At 34.7% G+C, this 14,628-nt stretch carries 15 protein-coding genes; 9 read left to right on the top strand and 6 right to left on the bottom strand.

Annotation, left to right across the window (positions count from 1 at the left end; translation table 11 throughout):
- Positions 1-209: 209 nt before the first annotated feature.
- From mscL to EM308_RS02815, 5 genes are all read right to left on the bottom strand, one after another.
- Positions 210-638 carry a large-conductance mechanosensitive channel protein MscL gene (mscL, locus tag EM308_RS02795; RefSeq protein ID WP_035639798.1) on the bottom strand — a complete coding sequence of 143 codons (429 nt, stop codon included), beginning with the start codon at positions 636-638 and terminating at the stop codon, positions 210-212.
- Between the two features lie 96 nt (positions 639-734).
- Complete coding sequence (locus tag EM308_RS02800) at positions 735-3,209, bottom strand: bifunctional UDP-N-acetylmuramoyl-tripeptide:D-alanyl-D-alanine ligase/alanine racemase (RefSeq protein ID WP_035639800.1); 2,475 nt, start codon at positions 3,207-3,209, stop codon at positions 735-737.
- A 49-nt stretch (positions 3,210-3,258) separates the two neighbouring features.
- Positions 3,259-3,576 carry a type II toxin-antitoxin system RelE/ParE family toxin gene (locus EM308_RS02805; protein WP_035639804.1) on the bottom strand — a complete coding sequence of 106 codons (318 nt, stop codon included), beginning with the start codon at positions 3,574-3,576 and terminating at the stop codon, positions 3,259-3,261.
- Positions 3,567-3,809 (bottom strand): hypothetical protein, encoded by a 243-nt coding sequence (locus EM308_RS02810; RefSeq protein ID WP_035639812.1) that lies wholly within the window; start codon positions 3,807-3,809, stop codon positions 3,567-3,569. Before EM308_RS02810 ends, EM308_RS02805 begins: the two co-directional genes overlap by 10 nt.
- A 310-nt stretch (positions 3,810-4,119) precedes the next feature.
- Positions 4,120-4,500 (bottom strand): hypothetical protein, encoded by a 381-nt coding sequence (locus EM308_RS02815; protein ID WP_035639815.1) that lies wholly within the window; start codon positions 4,498-4,500, stop codon positions 4,120-4,122.
- Positions 4,501-4,553: 53 nt separating this feature from the next.
- Here EM308_RS02815 and EM308_RS02820 point away from each other — a divergent pair, with 53 nt between their 5' ends.
- Positions 4,554-6,050 (top strand): S41 family peptidase, encoded by a 1,497-nt coding sequence (locus tag EM308_RS02820; RefSeq protein ID WP_051877874.1) that lies wholly within the window; start codon positions 4,554-4,556, stop codon positions 6,048-6,050.
- A gap of 48 nt (positions 6,051-6,098) precedes the next feature.
- On the opposite strand, the gene EM308_RS02825 is transcribed toward EM308_RS02820, so the two are convergent.
- Complete coding sequence (locus tag EM308_RS02825) at positions 6,099-6,692, bottom strand: thymidine kinase (RefSeq protein WP_035639816.1); 594 nt, start codon at positions 6,690-6,692, stop codon at positions 6,099-6,101.
- Positions 6,693-6,920: 228 nt separating this feature from the next.
- On the opposite strand from EM308_RS02825, the gene EM308_RS02830 reads away from it, so the two are divergent.
- The 8 genes from EM308_RS02830 (at position 6,921) to EM308_RS02865 (ending at position 14,530) form a co-directional block, all read left to right on the top strand.
- The gene (locus EM308_RS02830; RefSeq protein ID WP_035639817.1) at positions 6,921-7,883 is read left to right on the top strand and encodes a hypothetical protein; all 963 of its coding nucleotides are present in this window, start codon (positions 6,921-6,923) and stop codon (positions 7,881-7,883) included.
- A gap of 40 nt (positions 7,884-7,923) precedes the next feature.
- Positions 7,924-8,637, top strand: a complete 714-nt coding sequence (gene rsmI / locus EM308_RS02835; protein WP_035639821.1) for a 16S rRNA (cytidine(1402)-2'-O)-methyltransferase — start codon at positions 7,924-7,926, stop codon at positions 8,635-8,637.
- Between the two features lie 10 nt (positions 8,638-8,647).
- Positions 8,648-8,992, top strand: a complete 345-nt coding sequence (locus EM308_RS02840; protein WP_035639823.1) for a HopJ type III effector protein — start codon at positions 8,648-8,650, stop codon at positions 8,990-8,992.
- A 47-nt stretch (positions 8,993-9,039) separates the two neighbouring features.
- Complete coding sequence (gene recJ, locus EM308_RS02845; protein ID WP_035639824.1) at positions 9,040-10,728, top strand: single-stranded-DNA-specific exonuclease RecJ; 1,689 nt, start codon at positions 9,040-9,042, stop codon at positions 10,726-10,728.
- A gap of 7 nt (positions 10,729-10,735) precedes the next feature.
- Positions 10,736-12,004: an MFS transporter gene (locus EM308_RS02850; RefSeq protein ID WP_035639827.1), complete on the top strand. Its 1,269-nt coding sequence runs from the start codon at positions 10,736-10,738 to the stop codon at positions 12,002-12,004.
- Positions 12,005-12,021: 17 nt separating this feature from the next.
- The gene (locus EM308_RS02855; RefSeq protein ID WP_035639828.1) at positions 12,022-12,468 is read left to right on the top strand and encodes a DUF2062 domain-containing protein; all 447 of its coding nucleotides are present in this window, start codon (positions 12,022-12,024) and stop codon (positions 12,466-12,468) included.
- 252 nt (positions 12,469-12,720) lie between these two features.
- On the top strand, positions 12,721-13,812 hold the full coding sequence (locus EM308_RS02860) for a hypothetical protein (protein ID WP_035639832.1): 1,092 nt from the start codon (positions 12,721-12,723) through the stop codon (positions 13,810-13,812).
- Between the two features lie 16 nt (positions 13,813-13,828).
- Positions 13,829-14,530 (top strand): hypothetical protein, encoded by a 702-nt coding sequence (locus EM308_RS02865; protein ID WP_035639834.1) that lies wholly within the window; start codon positions 13,829-13,831, stop codon positions 14,528-14,530.
- Positions 14,531-14,628 lie beyond the last annotated feature (98 nt).

The following is a 14,628-nucleotide window of genomic DNA, read 5'->3' on the forward strand; positions in this document are numbered from 1 at the left end:
AAAATAAAAGAACCACCCCTTTTCAGAGTGGTTTAGTTAGAATATATAGTGTAGAGCGGCATGTTTTTTAAGTTGCTGATTTTCTGAGATGCTAAGATTCTAAGTTTTTTTTACTTAACATCCAAGAGTCAAAACCGTGACTATAATAACTTTCTTTAGCAAAATCTTAGCCTCTTAGAAACTTAGAGTCTTAGAATCTTTTAAAAAATCTATTTCTTCAACAAATCCCTAATCTCAGCTAGTAATTCTTCTTGTGTTGGACCTGCTGGCGGAGCTTCTGCAACAACTTCTTGTTTTTTAGTTTTTTCGTAGGCTTTCAATACAATAAAAATACAGAAACCAATGATTACAAAATCAAAAACAGTTTGAATAAAAGCACCATAATTAAGAGCTACTTCGGCAATAGCAGGGGCTTTTTCAGCACCATTTTCCATTACTGCGGGAACCCCTTCCTGTAGAACGATTTTCAGGTTTTTGAAATCAACCTTTCCTAATAATAATCCAATAGGCGGCATCAAAACGTCATTTGTAAAAGAGGTCACAATTTTTCCAAAAGCACCACCAACGATTACGGCGGTTGCCAAATTTACTATTTCGCCTTTCATCAAAAAGGCTTTGAATTCACTTATAAATCCCATAATATTTTGATTTTGGTTAGTTATTTATAAAACGAATATAGTGGTTTTTTAGGAATTATTAGGGGAAAAGTAATTAGTAATTAACCCAAAAAAAACCTACTCCCTATAAAAAACTCTCTTAACCCTTTGAGATATACTGGTCAAAATTTCATACGGAATGGTTTTCAATTGTTCTGCCATATAGGAAACGGTTGGGCTTTCGCCAAAAATAACAACCGAGTCTCCTTCTTTGCAGTCAATTTCGGTTACATCTACCATTAGCATATCCATGCAAACACTTCCAAGAACAGGTGCTTTTTTGTTTTTAATGGTTACAAATCCAATGCCATTTCCCCAATGTCTCGAAATTCCGTCGGCGTAACCTATCGGGATTGTGGCAATTCTCGATTCTCTGTTTGCCATAAATCGTCTGCCGTAACCAACGCTTTCTCCGGATTGAATCGTTCTAATCTGAGAAATAACTGATTTTAATGTTCCTACGTTTTCAAGGTATTTTTGTTCCTCCGAATCATTGGAAACGCCATAAAGACCAATTCCCAAACGAACCATATCATATTGCGCCTCGGGAAAATTACTGATGCCGGAAGTGTTCAAAATATGGCGAATCGGGTTAATCGCCAATTCGGTCATTAATTTAGAAGATAATTTTTCGAATAAATTTATTTGATAATATACGAAATCTTTGTGTTGCAAGTCATCGCTTGTCGCCAAATGAGACAGAATACTCTTCACTTTGACGGTTTGATTTCCTTTCAAAGTGGCGATTAAATCATCTATCGTATTGGCCTCAAAACCGAGACGGTGCATTCCGGTATCCATCTTTATATGAATAGGAAAGTCTTTTAATTTCTTTTGTTCGGCAATTTTAAGGAACGCATTCAATCCTTTCAGACTGTAAATTTCCGGTTCCAACTGATGCTGAATGATAGCCGAAAAGCTAGTATTTTCAGGATTCAAAACCATAATTGGCAATTTGATTCCGGCCGTTTTCAGCGAAATTCCTTCATCGGCGAAAGCCACTCCGAGATAATCTAGTTTGTGATGTTCCAGCAATTTTGCAATTTCAAATCCACCGCTTCCATAACCAAACGCTTTGACCATCGCCATCATTTTGGTTGTTGGTTTTAGTTTTGATTTAAAGAAGTTATAATTATGACTAATTGCGTTCAGATTGATTTCAAGAACGGTTTCGTGAGTTTTCTCAGTCAGCGCCGACACTATTTCTTCAAATTGGAACGATCTTGCTCCTTTTATCAAAATCGTTTCGTTTTCAAAATTTAATTGCTCCAATTGCACTAAAAATTCGTTAGTGTCTTTGAAAAAAACAGCATTCGGAAGTTTTGTTTTCAATATAGAAATCGTATCTCCAATCCCAATTACACGGTTGATATCGTTGGAAACAATCAACTCGGCTACTTTAGAATACAATACTTCGTTAGACAATCCGCTCTGAAAAATATCAGACAGCACTACTGTTTTTTTCTGATGCTGTTTTTGGCTTTCGAGAAAATCCAAGGCAATTTTCAAAGACTGAAAATCGGAACTATAACTATCATCAATCAAACTGCAATTGTTGATTCCTTTTTTTACTTTCAAACGCATTTCCATTGGATACAACAATTCAATTCGATTCTGAATCGTTTTTTCATCATATTCCAAATACAGTAAAACTGATAAACAGGAAATCACGTTTTCGACTGAAGCATCATCCACAAAAGGAATTTTCAAGTCCGAAACGTTTCCTTTATATGTATATTCAATATGTATATTTTCGTGAGTATGCTCTTTTTTGGAAACAAAAACTGTCGCAGAATTATCCGTAAAAGACCAAGAAAAAATCTCCCTAGCCCCCGAAGGGGGAATATAACCGCTAAAAGATTCCAAACATTTATCTACCAATTCATTTTTTTGAAAAATTACTACTTTAGAATGTTGGAAAAGCAGCATTTTTTCTTTGATTTTTTCCTCGGTGCTTTCAAAACCTTCATCGTGGGCAGAACCGATATTGGTTAAAATCCCAATCGTAGGTTGAATGATTTTTTCCAATTTATCCATTTCGGAAACAGTCGAAATTCCGGCTTCAAAAATCCCAAGATTATGTTGTTCATTTATAGCGAGCACCGACAACGGAACCCCAACCTGAGAATTATAACTCTTTGGACTTCGGATAATATTATAATCGGGACTCAACAAGAAATTGAGCCATTCCTTTACGATTGTTTTTCCGTTACTTCCCGTTACTCCAATAATCGGAAAGGCAAAAAGACTTCGGTAATACGCCGCAACTTGCTGTAAGGCTTCCAAAGTGTTTTTGACAACCAAAAAATTGGCTTTGCCTTCGAGACCTTCGGGAATATGAGTTACCACAAAATTACGAACTCCTTTGAGCATCAAATCTTTTATGTAAATATGGGCGTCATTATTGTTTCCGACCAATGCAAAAAAAAGCGTTTTGTCATTATTTTGCAAAGAACGGCTGTCGATGGAAATGTTGTCGATTGTTAAATCATCTGGTGTTCCAATTTCTTGGGTATTAAGAATTGAAATGATTTTTTTTAGGGATAAATTCATTTGAATTGGAAGGTAGGATATTAAAAAAATCTTGGGATATTTGAAAGAATTATTTCGTTCTTTTAATTTTTAAAGGTTCTTGGCGACAATCGAAAACATCCCAAATTTCTACTTGGTCATTATCTATATTTAACCAATATATAATTTTGTAATTACCGTAAATTAAATGTCTAAATTCTCTTGAACTACCAATTAATTGCTGGTCAACCTTCCCAAGATAAGGTTGGTCAATTAATAGTTTAACTTGGTCCGTGATTTCTTTTATGAATTTTTTTGCAACAACAGCACTTGTTTCTCTTTTAAAAAAAACATAAATCGATTTAACCTCAATTTTAGCTGAATCAGTCCAATAGATTTTTAATCCCATTTTTCAATTTCAGCTAAAAAATCATTCATTTCTGTAAGTCTCCCATTGATTGAATCCTGTTCAGAACGGTTAATTCTTCTGTTTAACTCTTCAATAGTCATCGGACGAAACTCTTTATCTGCGTAATTCTTCTTTTCTTTCTTTAGAAAATTTTCAAGACGAGCTACGATTTCCTCATTCTGAATAGAAAGAAATTCTTGAATAAACGTTATTTTCCTTGTTTGTAAGTCCATCGCAGTTAATTTTACATCAAAGTTATAAAAAATAGCAACGGAATAGTGCTTATTTTAGAGTTTTATTAAAAGTTAAGAATCCTTTTGAAATTATATGATTGTCCGTAATTTAACCTAATTGAGATTTAAGCCACAAATTACACAAATTCTCACAAATTTTTTACATACTTAATGTCAGCTTATATGACCTTAAATGACTTATATGGTGAAATTTCAACAGTCAAAGAAATCTGTACCAATCAGTTTTATCCGTTCAATCCGTGATCCATCTTCGGCTTTTAGGCTACATAGCGGACAAGCATTAAGAAAATTAATCGGTGATTAATTTAAATTTTACAGGTTGAAAAAATATAATGGAATTTTTCTCAAAATAAATTCCATTTTCATTTTTATCTAATTTTACCTGATAATTACGGATTATGGTAGTTTGTGCAATTACATTTACTTGGTAAGTATCTCCAATTTTATTTGCCACGGATATATCCTGAACAATACCATTAATCACAACCGATTTAGGAATAACAGTAGTGCTATTTAATTTAAAACTGACCACGTATCCTTTCTCACTATTCCTGTTATAACTTTTATAAGTTTGATTTTGAATATCTAAAAGTTGTCTGGAACAGGAAAAAAGAAAAAAAATTCCGAAAGAAAACAATAAAAAGACGACTTTGGGAATATTATTTTTCATACTTTTAGCGTTTTACACCCACAAATTTAACTTAAATTAAGATTGTAAAAATAATGAAATCAAAATATATTATTACAACATTGCTTCTAGGATTGATCTTTACAGCTTGCAGCAAGGATTCTGACTCAAATGAAACCGCAGCTACCAAGCCAGACGAGATTAACGACTTTGTTTGGAAAGCTATGAATTCCTGGTACTACTGGCAACCCAACGTTCCCGATTTGTCCGACAGCAAAATCACCTCTACTGCAGCATATACCAATTTTATTAACGGAAAAACTCCCGATGCACTTTTTTATTCACTCCTATATCAAAGAGGGACTATTGATAGATTTTCTTGGATTGAAAATAGCAATGAAATAGTAAGCGGTTCAAAAATTGCTGAAGTCGAAAAAAAAGGTGGCTTTAGCTATGGAATTTATCCTAAAGATGCATCCAATACAAATATGGTAGCCTTAATTAACTACATTGTACCAGGCTCACCATCTGCTTTGGCGGGATTGAAAAGAGGCGACGTTATTACAAAAATAAATGGAAGCCCGCTTACTTCAAGTAATTATGACCAACTAGAAAACACACAAATCACAATTACTTTGGCAGCAAGCGTGCAATTTACAAACAATAGTATGGTAACCACCGATAAAGCAGGAACTGTGACCATAACAAAAACCGAAATTGACGAAAATCCAATTGCTTATTATGAAAAGAAAGTATATGGAGGAAAGAACATTGGTTATCTGGTTTTTAATGGTTTCAAATCAGATTATAATGATGAACTCAATTTGGCTTTCGCCAAAATGCAATCGGATGGAATTAACGAATTGGTTTTAGATTTAAGATATAATGGAGGCGGCTCATTAGAAACGGCAGTTGCTTTGGCACAAATGATTAACGGCAGTTTTACCAATAAACCTTATATTTACTTAGACTTCAATGATAAACACAATAGTGAAGATGGCTTTGAAAATCTTTCCGATAAAGTAAATATTTTTAACTTAGTTGATAATCACCCAACTTTTCAGAGAGAAGAAAGTATAAACAGCCTTGCTTTGACAAAAATATATGTGTTGGTAAGTTTTCAAACCGCTTCTGCGAGTGAGCTTACCATACAATGCCTAAAAAAATACATTAGCGTAATAACAATAGGTGAACAAACAGTTGGCAAATTTGTAGGCTCTAACACATTATACGATTCTCCTGCTTATGGTTATACGTCCTACGCCAATCGAAGCACCAAACACAAATGGCAATTGCAACCCATTACCTTTTCATATTATAACAAAGATAAAGATGTAAATCCAGCGAGAATTACACCTGATTACGAAATTAATCCTTATAGCACTTTCTTAAATCTGGTTGAATTTGGGAACGTAAAAGATCCTTGTTTAAAGAAAGCCATCGAATTAATTACGGGCCAAACTTTGCGAACTACAGCAAAAACCACCGACGCCTCTTTGCCTTTAAAAATTGACAACCTTACTGCATTCAACCCTACAAATACTGCAAAAGGTTTATATATCGAAGATTTTAAAAGGTTGAAACAACAATAAATTACAAACAAACCCTTTCAAATATAAGTTTTGAGAGGGTTTATTGTTTTATTTTGATTCTTCATCTTTTCGCATTGCGTGATAATAAGCGGCGCGGCTCAATGGCTCATATTCATCAGTTTCACCTAGCATTACGAGTTTATCGTTGTCGCTTTTTCTAAAACTGTAATTCGCCAAATTTCCGGTTCGCGTACACACGGCGTGCACTTTGGTAACATACTCGGCTGTAGCCATAAGCGCAGGCATTGGCCCAAAAGGATTCCCTTTGAAATCCATGTCCAAACCGGCAACAATAACACGAATTCCCTGATTGGCAAGGTCGTTGCAAACCGTTACTATTTCGTCATCAAAAAACTGCGCTTCATCAATTCCAACAACATCACAGCCTTGCGCCAAAATAGCAATATTGGCCGCTGCGGGAACAGGCGTAGAGCGAATTTCGTTACTGTCGTGAGACACCACCATTTCCTCGTGGTAGCGGGTATCGATTGCGGGTTTGAAAATTTCAACTTTTTGTTTGGCAAATTGCGCTCTTTTCAGCCTACGAATGAGTTCTTCGGTTTTTCCCGAAAACATTGAGCCACAAATGACTTCAATCCAACCAAACTGCTCTTTATGATTTACTGTGTTTTCGAGAAACATTTTATCTTTTTCTAGCTTAAAAAATGAATAGTTTTTATTACTTTGTAACCGTAATAAATTGCTCGGGTAAACATCTGTTTTACCTCGATTCAAAAGTAGATAATTTTTATCAAAACGAAAATTTGAGAGGTCTTATTTCAAAATAAAAAAGAATTTTATTCCACCCCGGCAATTAACAACTAAAGAAGAATTTCATATAAAGCCATATTCACAATAATTCCTGATGCCATGAAAAAAAAATTGGAAGCCGACTTAATCAGCATTGCTCATAGAATTTTGCAACTTAAAAATAAATCCGATATCAATCAATTGTTTTTGGAGACTCAAAAATTATATGAAAAATTAGCCATTTTACGATTTGTTGAGGAACATTTTTCGGATGCAAAACCAACAATTGGCCAAGCAGAAGTTGTGGAGAAAATGAAAGCATTTTTCGAAACCATTTCCGTTCCCGAATTTCAAAAACCGCCAACCATTGCTCCTCCAGCAGAAGAAGAACCTGTGGCTGAAATCATAGAGGATGCAGCAATCACTTCTGTTACTGTTGAAGAAATAAAAGAAGAAGAAAATACTATTGAGCAGGAAGAAATAACAGCTGCTATCGAAGAACTCCCAACTTCGGATACTGTTGAAACTGTAGAAGAAATAAAAGAGGAAACCGTTGTTGAAAAGCCTTTATTCACGCTCGACAAAATAGAAACTGAACCTGTTGAAACTCCAAAACCGGAAACTCCAAAGAAAAAAGAAGCGGTACAAATCTCTTTTGACGACCTTCTTAGCGGTCATTACACAGCTCCTGATTTTGTAAAAGTTTCCTCTTCTGATAAAAAAACAGAAACGAATACTAATAAATCGACTTCTTCGTTTGATATCCCAAAAGAGTCTGTTGCTAATACAGCACAAGAAGCATTAGAAAAAGCAGAACCAAAAACGGTTACACTGAATGATAAATTAGCCAAAGAAATCAACATAGGACTCAACGACAGAATAGCTTTTGTTAAGCATCTTTTTGCTGGCGACAATGAAGATTACAATCGTGTGGTAAGTCAACTTATTACATTTGACAACTATCCAGAAACCAAAGCATTTATTGACGAAATGGTAAAACCGGATTATAATAATTGGGAAGGAAAAGAAGATTACGAGCATCGTTTTATGGAAATAATCGAGAAAAAATTCCTGTCGTTTTAATCCTTTTATAATTTTTAAATCCTCTCTTTAAGCAAAAAAAATGTCAAAATTATATATCGTACCAACTCCTATCGGCAATCTCGAAGACATGACCTTTCGAGCCATTAGGATTCTTAAAGAAGTTGATTTAATCCTTGCCGAAGACACCAGAACGAGCGGCAAATTACTCAAGCATTTTGAGATTGGCACGCATATGCACAGTCATCACATGCATAACGAGCACAAAACAATCGAGAATTTAATTTCGAGATTGAAAGGAGGAGAAACCATTGCACTGATTTCAGACGCGGGAACACCGGCGATTTCCGACCCAGGTTTTTTGCTGACTCGAGCCTGTATCGAAAACGGAATAGCTGTAGAATGCCTGCCCGGAGCAACGGCTTTTGTCCCGGCTCTTGTGAACAGCGGTTTGCCCAATGATAAATTTATTTTCGAAGGTTTTTTGCCCGAAAAAAAAGGAAGACAAACTCGATATATAGAACTTGCAGAGGAAACCCGAACAATGATTCTCTATGTTTCTCCGCACAAACTGGTCAAAACATTGGCCGAATTTATTACTTATTTTGGCGAAGACCGACAAATTTGCGTTTGCCGGGAATTGTCCAAACTGCACGAAGAAAATGTACGCGGAACAGCTCGTGAAGTTTTGGCACATTTTGAAAAAACTGCCCCTCGTGGTGAAATTGTCGTAGTCGTTGCAGGGAAAACAATTGTAAAAGAAGCCAAAAAGAATAAATTTCAAAAAGAAGAATAAATACACAAATATGACTATGAATACCTTTTTAGAAAAACTAAAACAAAACCCAACAACAATAACATTTGCAGAGACAATTGCAACAATCGAAGAAAATTACAATTTTACACCAACTGCTTTTAAAAACGGTGAACAAAAGAACGAAGCAGGGCAAAACTCAGGCTCTTGCAAATTATTTGCTTTTGCACAATTGCAAAATTTATCTCAAGAAGAAACGTTAGCTTGTTTTGGAGCAATCTATTTTGATGAAGTTTTGGGTGATCCCGATGGAACAAATCACCAAAACATCCGTAACTTCATGAAAACTGGATGGAACGGAATTCAATTTGAAGGAGAAGCTTTGGCCTTAAAATAGTTTATCGCATAAATATTAAAAATCAGCACTCTAAAATCCCCACAAAAATGCGTTGGACACTAAAGCCAAAACCATCTGAAGAAAAAATAAAACATCTTGCCCAAGCCCTGAATATAGATGAATTCATCGCCACTTTGTTAATTCAAAGAGGCATTGAAACTTTTGAACAGGCCAAACTTTTTTTTCGGCCAAGTTTAAACGATTTGCACGATCCTTATCTGATGAAGGATATGGACAAAGCCGTCGAACGTATTGAAAAAGCAATTGAAAAAGGCGAAAATATCCTTGTTTTTGGCGATTATGATGTCGATGGAACAACGGCTGTTTCATTGGTTTCCTCCTACTTAAAAACGTTTTATTCCAATATTGCAACTTATATTCCTGATCGCTATAACGAAGGTTATGGCGTTTCTTACGCAGGAATTGATTTTGCCGATGACAACGGTTTTTCTTTAATTATTGCTCTGGATTGTGGTATAAAATCAATCGATCATGTCGCTTACGCAAAAGAACGAAACATCGATTTTATCATTTGTGATCACCACAGACCGGGAGAATTTTTACCCGAAGCCGTTGCCGTTTTAGATCCCAAACGCGAAGATTGTAATTATCCTTATGATGAATTGTGCGGTTGCGGAGTGGGTTTTAAACTGATTCAGGCGTTGGGACAAAATCGGAACCAAACCATTGAAGATTTATCTCTTTATCTGGATTTGGTCGCTACGGCAATTGCCGCAGATATTGTGCCAATGACAGGTGAAAACAGAGTTTTAGCTTATTTTGGATTGCAAGTTATTAATTCCAATCCGAGACCGGGAATTAAGGCATTGACTCATCAAATAAAAAAGAAAACACTCGACATTACTGATGTCGTTTTTATCATTGCTCCAAGAATTAACGCCGCCGGACGCATCAAGCACGGAAATCACGCTGTAGAATTATTGTCCGAATTTAATTTTGAACAGGCACAACAATTTGCTTCCGAAATTGAACAATACAATAGTGATCGAAAAGATTTGGACAAACAAATTACCAAAGAAGCTTTGGAACAAATTTCTGAAAACAATGAAAAAGAACGTTTCACAACCGTTGTTTTTCAGGAAGACTGGCACAAAGGCGTGATTGGAATTGTGGCTTCCCGACTGATAGAAACTTATTATAGACCGACGTTGGTTTTTACCAAAAGTGGTGATAAATATGCAGCTTCGGCACGCTCGGTAAAAGGATTCGATGTTTACAATGCCCTCGAAGCCTGTTCGGAACATCTGGAACAATTTGGAGGACATATGTATGCCGCTGGAATGACTTTGAAGGAAGAAAATTATCTGGCGTTTAAAAATGCTTTCGAAAAAGTGGTTGAAGAAACCATTCATCCCGACTTGTTGATTCCGGAAATCACTATTGATTCCGAAATCAATTTTTCTGATATAACTCCAAAATTATCTCGGATTTTGAAACAATTCGAACCTTTTGGCCCGCAAAATATGACTCCTGTTTTCCTGACCAAAAATGTGAAAGATACTGGTTATGCTCAAAAATTAGGAACCGATAATGAACATTTAAAATTGTTTGTGCGTCAAAATCGTTCCGAAGGATTGGCTGCCATTGGTTTTGGATTGGGTAATAAAATAACGTTAACTTCAGATCAAAAAGAATTTGAAGCCGTATATTGCATTGATGAAAACGAGTGGAATGACAAGGTGAGCATTCAATTACGATTAAAAGATATTAAATAAATTTAGAATGAAAAAAAATGACCCGTACGCGGCTCTGAGATTTAAAGAATTCAACATGTTTTTGTTATTGCGATTTGCTATGGTATTTGCCTGGTCAATGCAATTTATAATCATAGAATGGGAAGTATATAGCTTGACCAAAAGTGCACTTTCGTTGGGAGTTATAGGTTTAATGGAAGTGATTCCAGCCATCGGAATGGCTTTATTTGCCGGTCACATTGTTGATCAAAAAGAAAAAAAAGGAATGCTTTTAAAATGTATTATTGGTTTTTCCATAATTAGTTTTGGCCTGTTTTTATTGACTTGGCCAAAAATTGTGAATGGTTGGTCAACCAATATGGTTTTATACTCCATTTATTTTTTGGTCTTTCTTGGGGGTTTGGTTCGGGCTTTTCTCGGGCCAACAATATTTTCACTTTTGGCATTGATTGTTCCTAAAAAGGCTTATCCAAATGCTGCGACCTGGAGTAGCTCTGTTTGGCAAATCGGTTCAGTTGTAGGGCCTGCTGTGGCTGGATTTTCAATTACTTGGATAGGAGTACATTGGTCAATGTGTGCTATTTTTACCTGTTCGATATTAGCATTATTAACCTTAACACAGATTGCTACGAAACCCATTTTGAATCCAAAAATTGGGGAACCAATAATGGAAAGTTTGAAAGAAGGTGTGAAATTCGTTTTTACGAATAAATCCATTTTGGGAGCATTAACATTAGATATGGTTGCGGTTCTTTTTGGTGGTGCAGTCGCTTTACTTCCTATTTTCGCCCAAGATATTTTAAAAGTAGGCCCAGAAGGTTTTGGAATTTTACGCGCCGCGCCGGCTGTGGGAGCGCTGTTGACGATGTTCATTTCTACACACCTTCCTTTTTACAAAAATGCCGGAATTAAACTTTTAGCAGCCATTTTTGGTTTTGGAATATGCGTCATTGTGTTTGGATTATCCACTTGGTTTTGGTTATCCGTTTTTGCTTTATTTATGAGTGGCGTTACCGATGGATTTTCGGTGGTAATTCGTCAAACGATTCTGCAACTTAAAACTCCAGATCATATGCGAGGCAGGGTATCGGCAGTTAATTCTATATTTGTGGGTTCGTCAAACGAATTGGGAGCTTTTGAAAGCGGATTGACAGCAAAATTAATGGGAACTGTTTCTGCAGTTGTTTTTGGTGGAAGCATGACACTTTTGGTAGTTATTTTCACAGGCATCTCATTACCCGGATTTAGAAAACTGGATTTACAAAAAGATTTGGAAGAACACGAAAATCATAAATAACAGACTTTCAATCAAAAATGAATTGGAACATTTTAAAAGATAAATTTACAGGTCTTTTTAAACAAGGATTAAGTCCGATGCAATTAGGCGAAAGCATTATTGTATCGGGTTTATTTTCGATAATTCCGATTCTGGGGGTTAGTACTTTTATCCTGACAACCTTATCAATAAAAAGAAAACTGAATTTACCCATCATGATGGCCATCAGTTATTTGATGTGGCCGGTGCAGGTTTTATTGATTATTCCATTTATTCGGGTAGGTGAATTTATTTTTTCTGTTCCTCCAAGCCGTCATACTGTTGAGGAAATCATCACCTCTTTTCAAAACAGTTTTTTTCAAACTCTTGGTCACCTTTCTTTTGAATTACTGTGCGGTCTCGGAGGTTGGTTTCTCACAACTGTTCCTGTTTCTATTGGGATTTATCTGGTGTTACGGTTGTTTTTAAAAAAAACGAATGACTAAATAAATTTAGCCACAGATTAACACGGATTTCTTCTTTTTGAATTTGTGAAAAAAATTAAATTCTATTCAAACTTTTTCAATTCTAAAGTTTCACCATCGAAAACGCCATTGGTAATCCCGCTGCCTAATTTTGACTAACAAATCCCTTTAAAACCCTATTTCACATCTTAGATTCTGCTAACTATCCCATTTTATTTTAAATATGATTTTGTGATTATAGTTTTACGCTATAATCATTTAAACAAATTTAACATGAAATTATATCCAATTATTTTAGCGGTTTTAATTACAGGATCTTTTACATTCGCTAGCGCCCAAAAAAATAAAACAATAATAAAAGGGAAAGTGCATCGGTGGCCAACGGACACAATTTATTTACACACGCTACCTTTTCATTCTCCTTATTCGGGTGTTTTAAAATACAAGTTGATTTCTAAAGACAGTACCTTTAATTTTCAATTTGAAAATACAGATAAACCTTTTGTCTTTTTTATAACTTCTCAAAAAAAGGTAGTGGATCAACAAACTAAAGGATTACTGTTTGACAACCTTGCCGAAGAACATTATTGGTCGAATTGTTTTAAAATATACACTTATGGAAAAACCACTAATTTAATAGAACCTAATGAGAAGTTAGACATGGATATAACATGGAACGGATGGAATAAAACGGATGTAAGTTTTAAGGGGCCAAACAAGTTTAAACACGAATACTATCAAAAATCTTTTGATTTAAGTGATAAAGAAAAAGACGCATTGAAAGGACCATCCTCAGAAAACATAGAATGGGCAATCTCTGATCTTAAAAATGTAACCCAAAGCTCACTAGATGAATTAAAATTAGATAAGGATAAACTTGGCCCTGTTTTTTATGACTATCTTAAAGCTGAAATTGAATTTGGTGCGAGAAAATTTTTTTTACAATATCTTTGGTCAGAAAAGGTAAATGATCTAAAAGAGATCATTGCTACAGGCAAAATACCAGACAAGTTTGTTGAAATATTAGCATTCAATAAGTATTCAATAAATGATGCCACTTTAATCAGTGAAGAATACAATGAATTTGTAGAAGAGTATGCTAACTTTCTTACGAACATTGCAAATAAGGAGTACAAAAAGTTTAATCCTTTTAGCCCCAAAAAAGTAGAAATTATTGGATCGAAATTACCGGAAAAGTCTGCGTATTATTATATAGCCAATCAATGTTTGCTTATTGATGATGATGCAAGTGAATTTATTATTAATGATTCAAATGTATTAAAAAAACTAGCAAAAAAAATAATAGTGCATTTTCCTAATGGAGAGCTAAATAGTAAATTGAGAGAGAAATATAAAATTGACTAAATAAAAGCATTTTAACATGAAAACCACACTGCAAATTATAGGTATAGCTTCCTTTTTTGCCATAATTGGATACGTTCTCACTTATCCTTATGAACTTTCCTATAGCGGAGAAAAAGATATCATATTGATTGAAGATTCCCATGATATTTCATCCGTTTCAGAATTGACACATAGAGATGAATTTAAGAATAAAGTGCTTTATATAAAAATATGGGAACCCGATGCCTCTGAAATTTTTAGATATACCCAAGAGGATTTAAAAAAATTGACCAATAGAGAAAAGAGCTTTTTTAAAAACGATATTACCACAAACGATAAAGAATCTAATGAATTTATCGCAAACGGAGGGATACTGAAATACTATGATCCTGAAGATCAATTTTATTATCAGCCAGCACTTATTAATACATATAAAAACAAAGATATTGTATTTGTATATTTAACCGCTTTCAAATCCGATTTTGAAAAGAAGGAAGACAAACTCAGAAGGTGGAAATCAGTAATAAAAAGACATAAAATAGAAGGATGTCACATTATCCTGTCTTACGATTCATTTGAAAATCTTAAAAAGGAAATTCCCGATCTAAATGAATTCAATTTGCCACATAATTTGATTGTAGATAAAAAAGGAGTTATTATAAATTATAATGCTCCAAATCCTAGAGATAAAGAATTACTATTTCCAGAACTAGATGCTGCTCTAAAAACTAATTTGTAAAGATAATTGAACATGACAGAAACATCATCAATTTTCAGCTTAAAGAGAAAAAAAATCATAGCCAATCTATTTTTTCTTATAATATTTACAAGTCTTAT

This window comes from Flavobacterium gilvum (genome assembly GCF_001761465.1).
GTDB classification, from domain to species: Bacteria; Bacteroidota; Bacteroidia; order Flavobacteriales; family Flavobacteriaceae; genus Flavobacterium; species Flavobacterium gilvum.

Excerpts from the sequence above, each read along its gene's own strand:
- EM308_RS02825 (WP_035639816.1), bottom strand. The coding sequence starts at position 6,692 with ATGTTTCTCGAAAACACAGTAAATCATAAAGAGCAGTTTGGTTGGATT.
- EM308_RS02865 (WP_035639834.1), top strand. The coding sequence starts at position 13,829 with ATGAAAACCACACTGCAAATTATAGGTATAGCTTCCTTTTTTGCCATA.
- EM308_RS02820 (WP_051877874.1), top strand. The coding sequence starts at position 4,554 with ATGAAATCAAAATATATTATTACAACATTGCTTCTAGGATTGATCTTT.
- EM308_RS02860 (WP_035639832.1), top strand. The coding sequence starts at position 12,721 with ATGAAATTATATCCAATTATTTTAGCGGTTTTAATTACAGGATCTTTT.
- EM308_RS02815 (WP_035639815.1), bottom strand. The coding sequence starts at position 4,500 with ATGAAAAATAATATTCCCAAAGTCGTCTTTTTATTGTTTTCTTTCGGA.
- mscL (WP_035639798.1), bottom strand. The coding sequence starts at position 638 with ATGGGATTTATAAGTGAATTCAAAGCCTTTTTGATGAAAGGCGAAATA.
- EM308_RS02830 (WP_035639817.1), top strand. The coding sequence starts at position 6,921 with ATGAAAAAAAAATTGGAAGCCGACTTAATCAGCATTGCTCATAGAATT.
- EM308_RS02840 (WP_035639823.1), top strand. The coding sequence starts at position 8,648 with ATGACTATGAATACCTTTTTAGAAAAACTAAAACAAAACCCAACAACA.
- EM308_RS02810 (WP_035639812.1), bottom strand. The coding sequence starts at position 3,809 with ATGGACTTACAAACAAGGAAAATAACGTTTATTCAAGAATTTCTTTCT.
- EM308_RS02800 (WP_035639800.1), bottom strand. The coding sequence starts at position 3,209 with ATGAATTTATCCCTAAAAAAAATCATTTCAATTCTTAATACCCAAGAA.
- EM308_RS02855 (WP_035639828.1), top strand. The coding sequence starts at position 12,022 with ATGAATTGGAACATTTTAAAAGATAAATTTACAGGTCTTTTTAAACAA.
- EM308_RS02850 (WP_035639827.1), top strand. The coding sequence starts at position 10,736 with ATGAAAAAAAATGACCCGTACGCGGCTCTGAGATTTAAAGAATTCAAC.
- EM308_RS02805 (WP_035639804.1), bottom strand. The coding sequence starts at position 3,576 with ATGGGATTAAAAATCTATTGGACTGATTCAGCTAAAATTGAGGTTAAA.
- recJ (WP_035639824.1), top strand. The coding sequence starts at position 9,040 with ATGCGTTGGACACTAAAGCCAAAACCATCTGAAGAAAAAATAAAACAT.
- rsmI (WP_035639821.1), top strand. The coding sequence starts at position 7,924 with ATGTCAAAATTATATATCGTACCAACTCCTATCGGCAATCTCGAAGAC.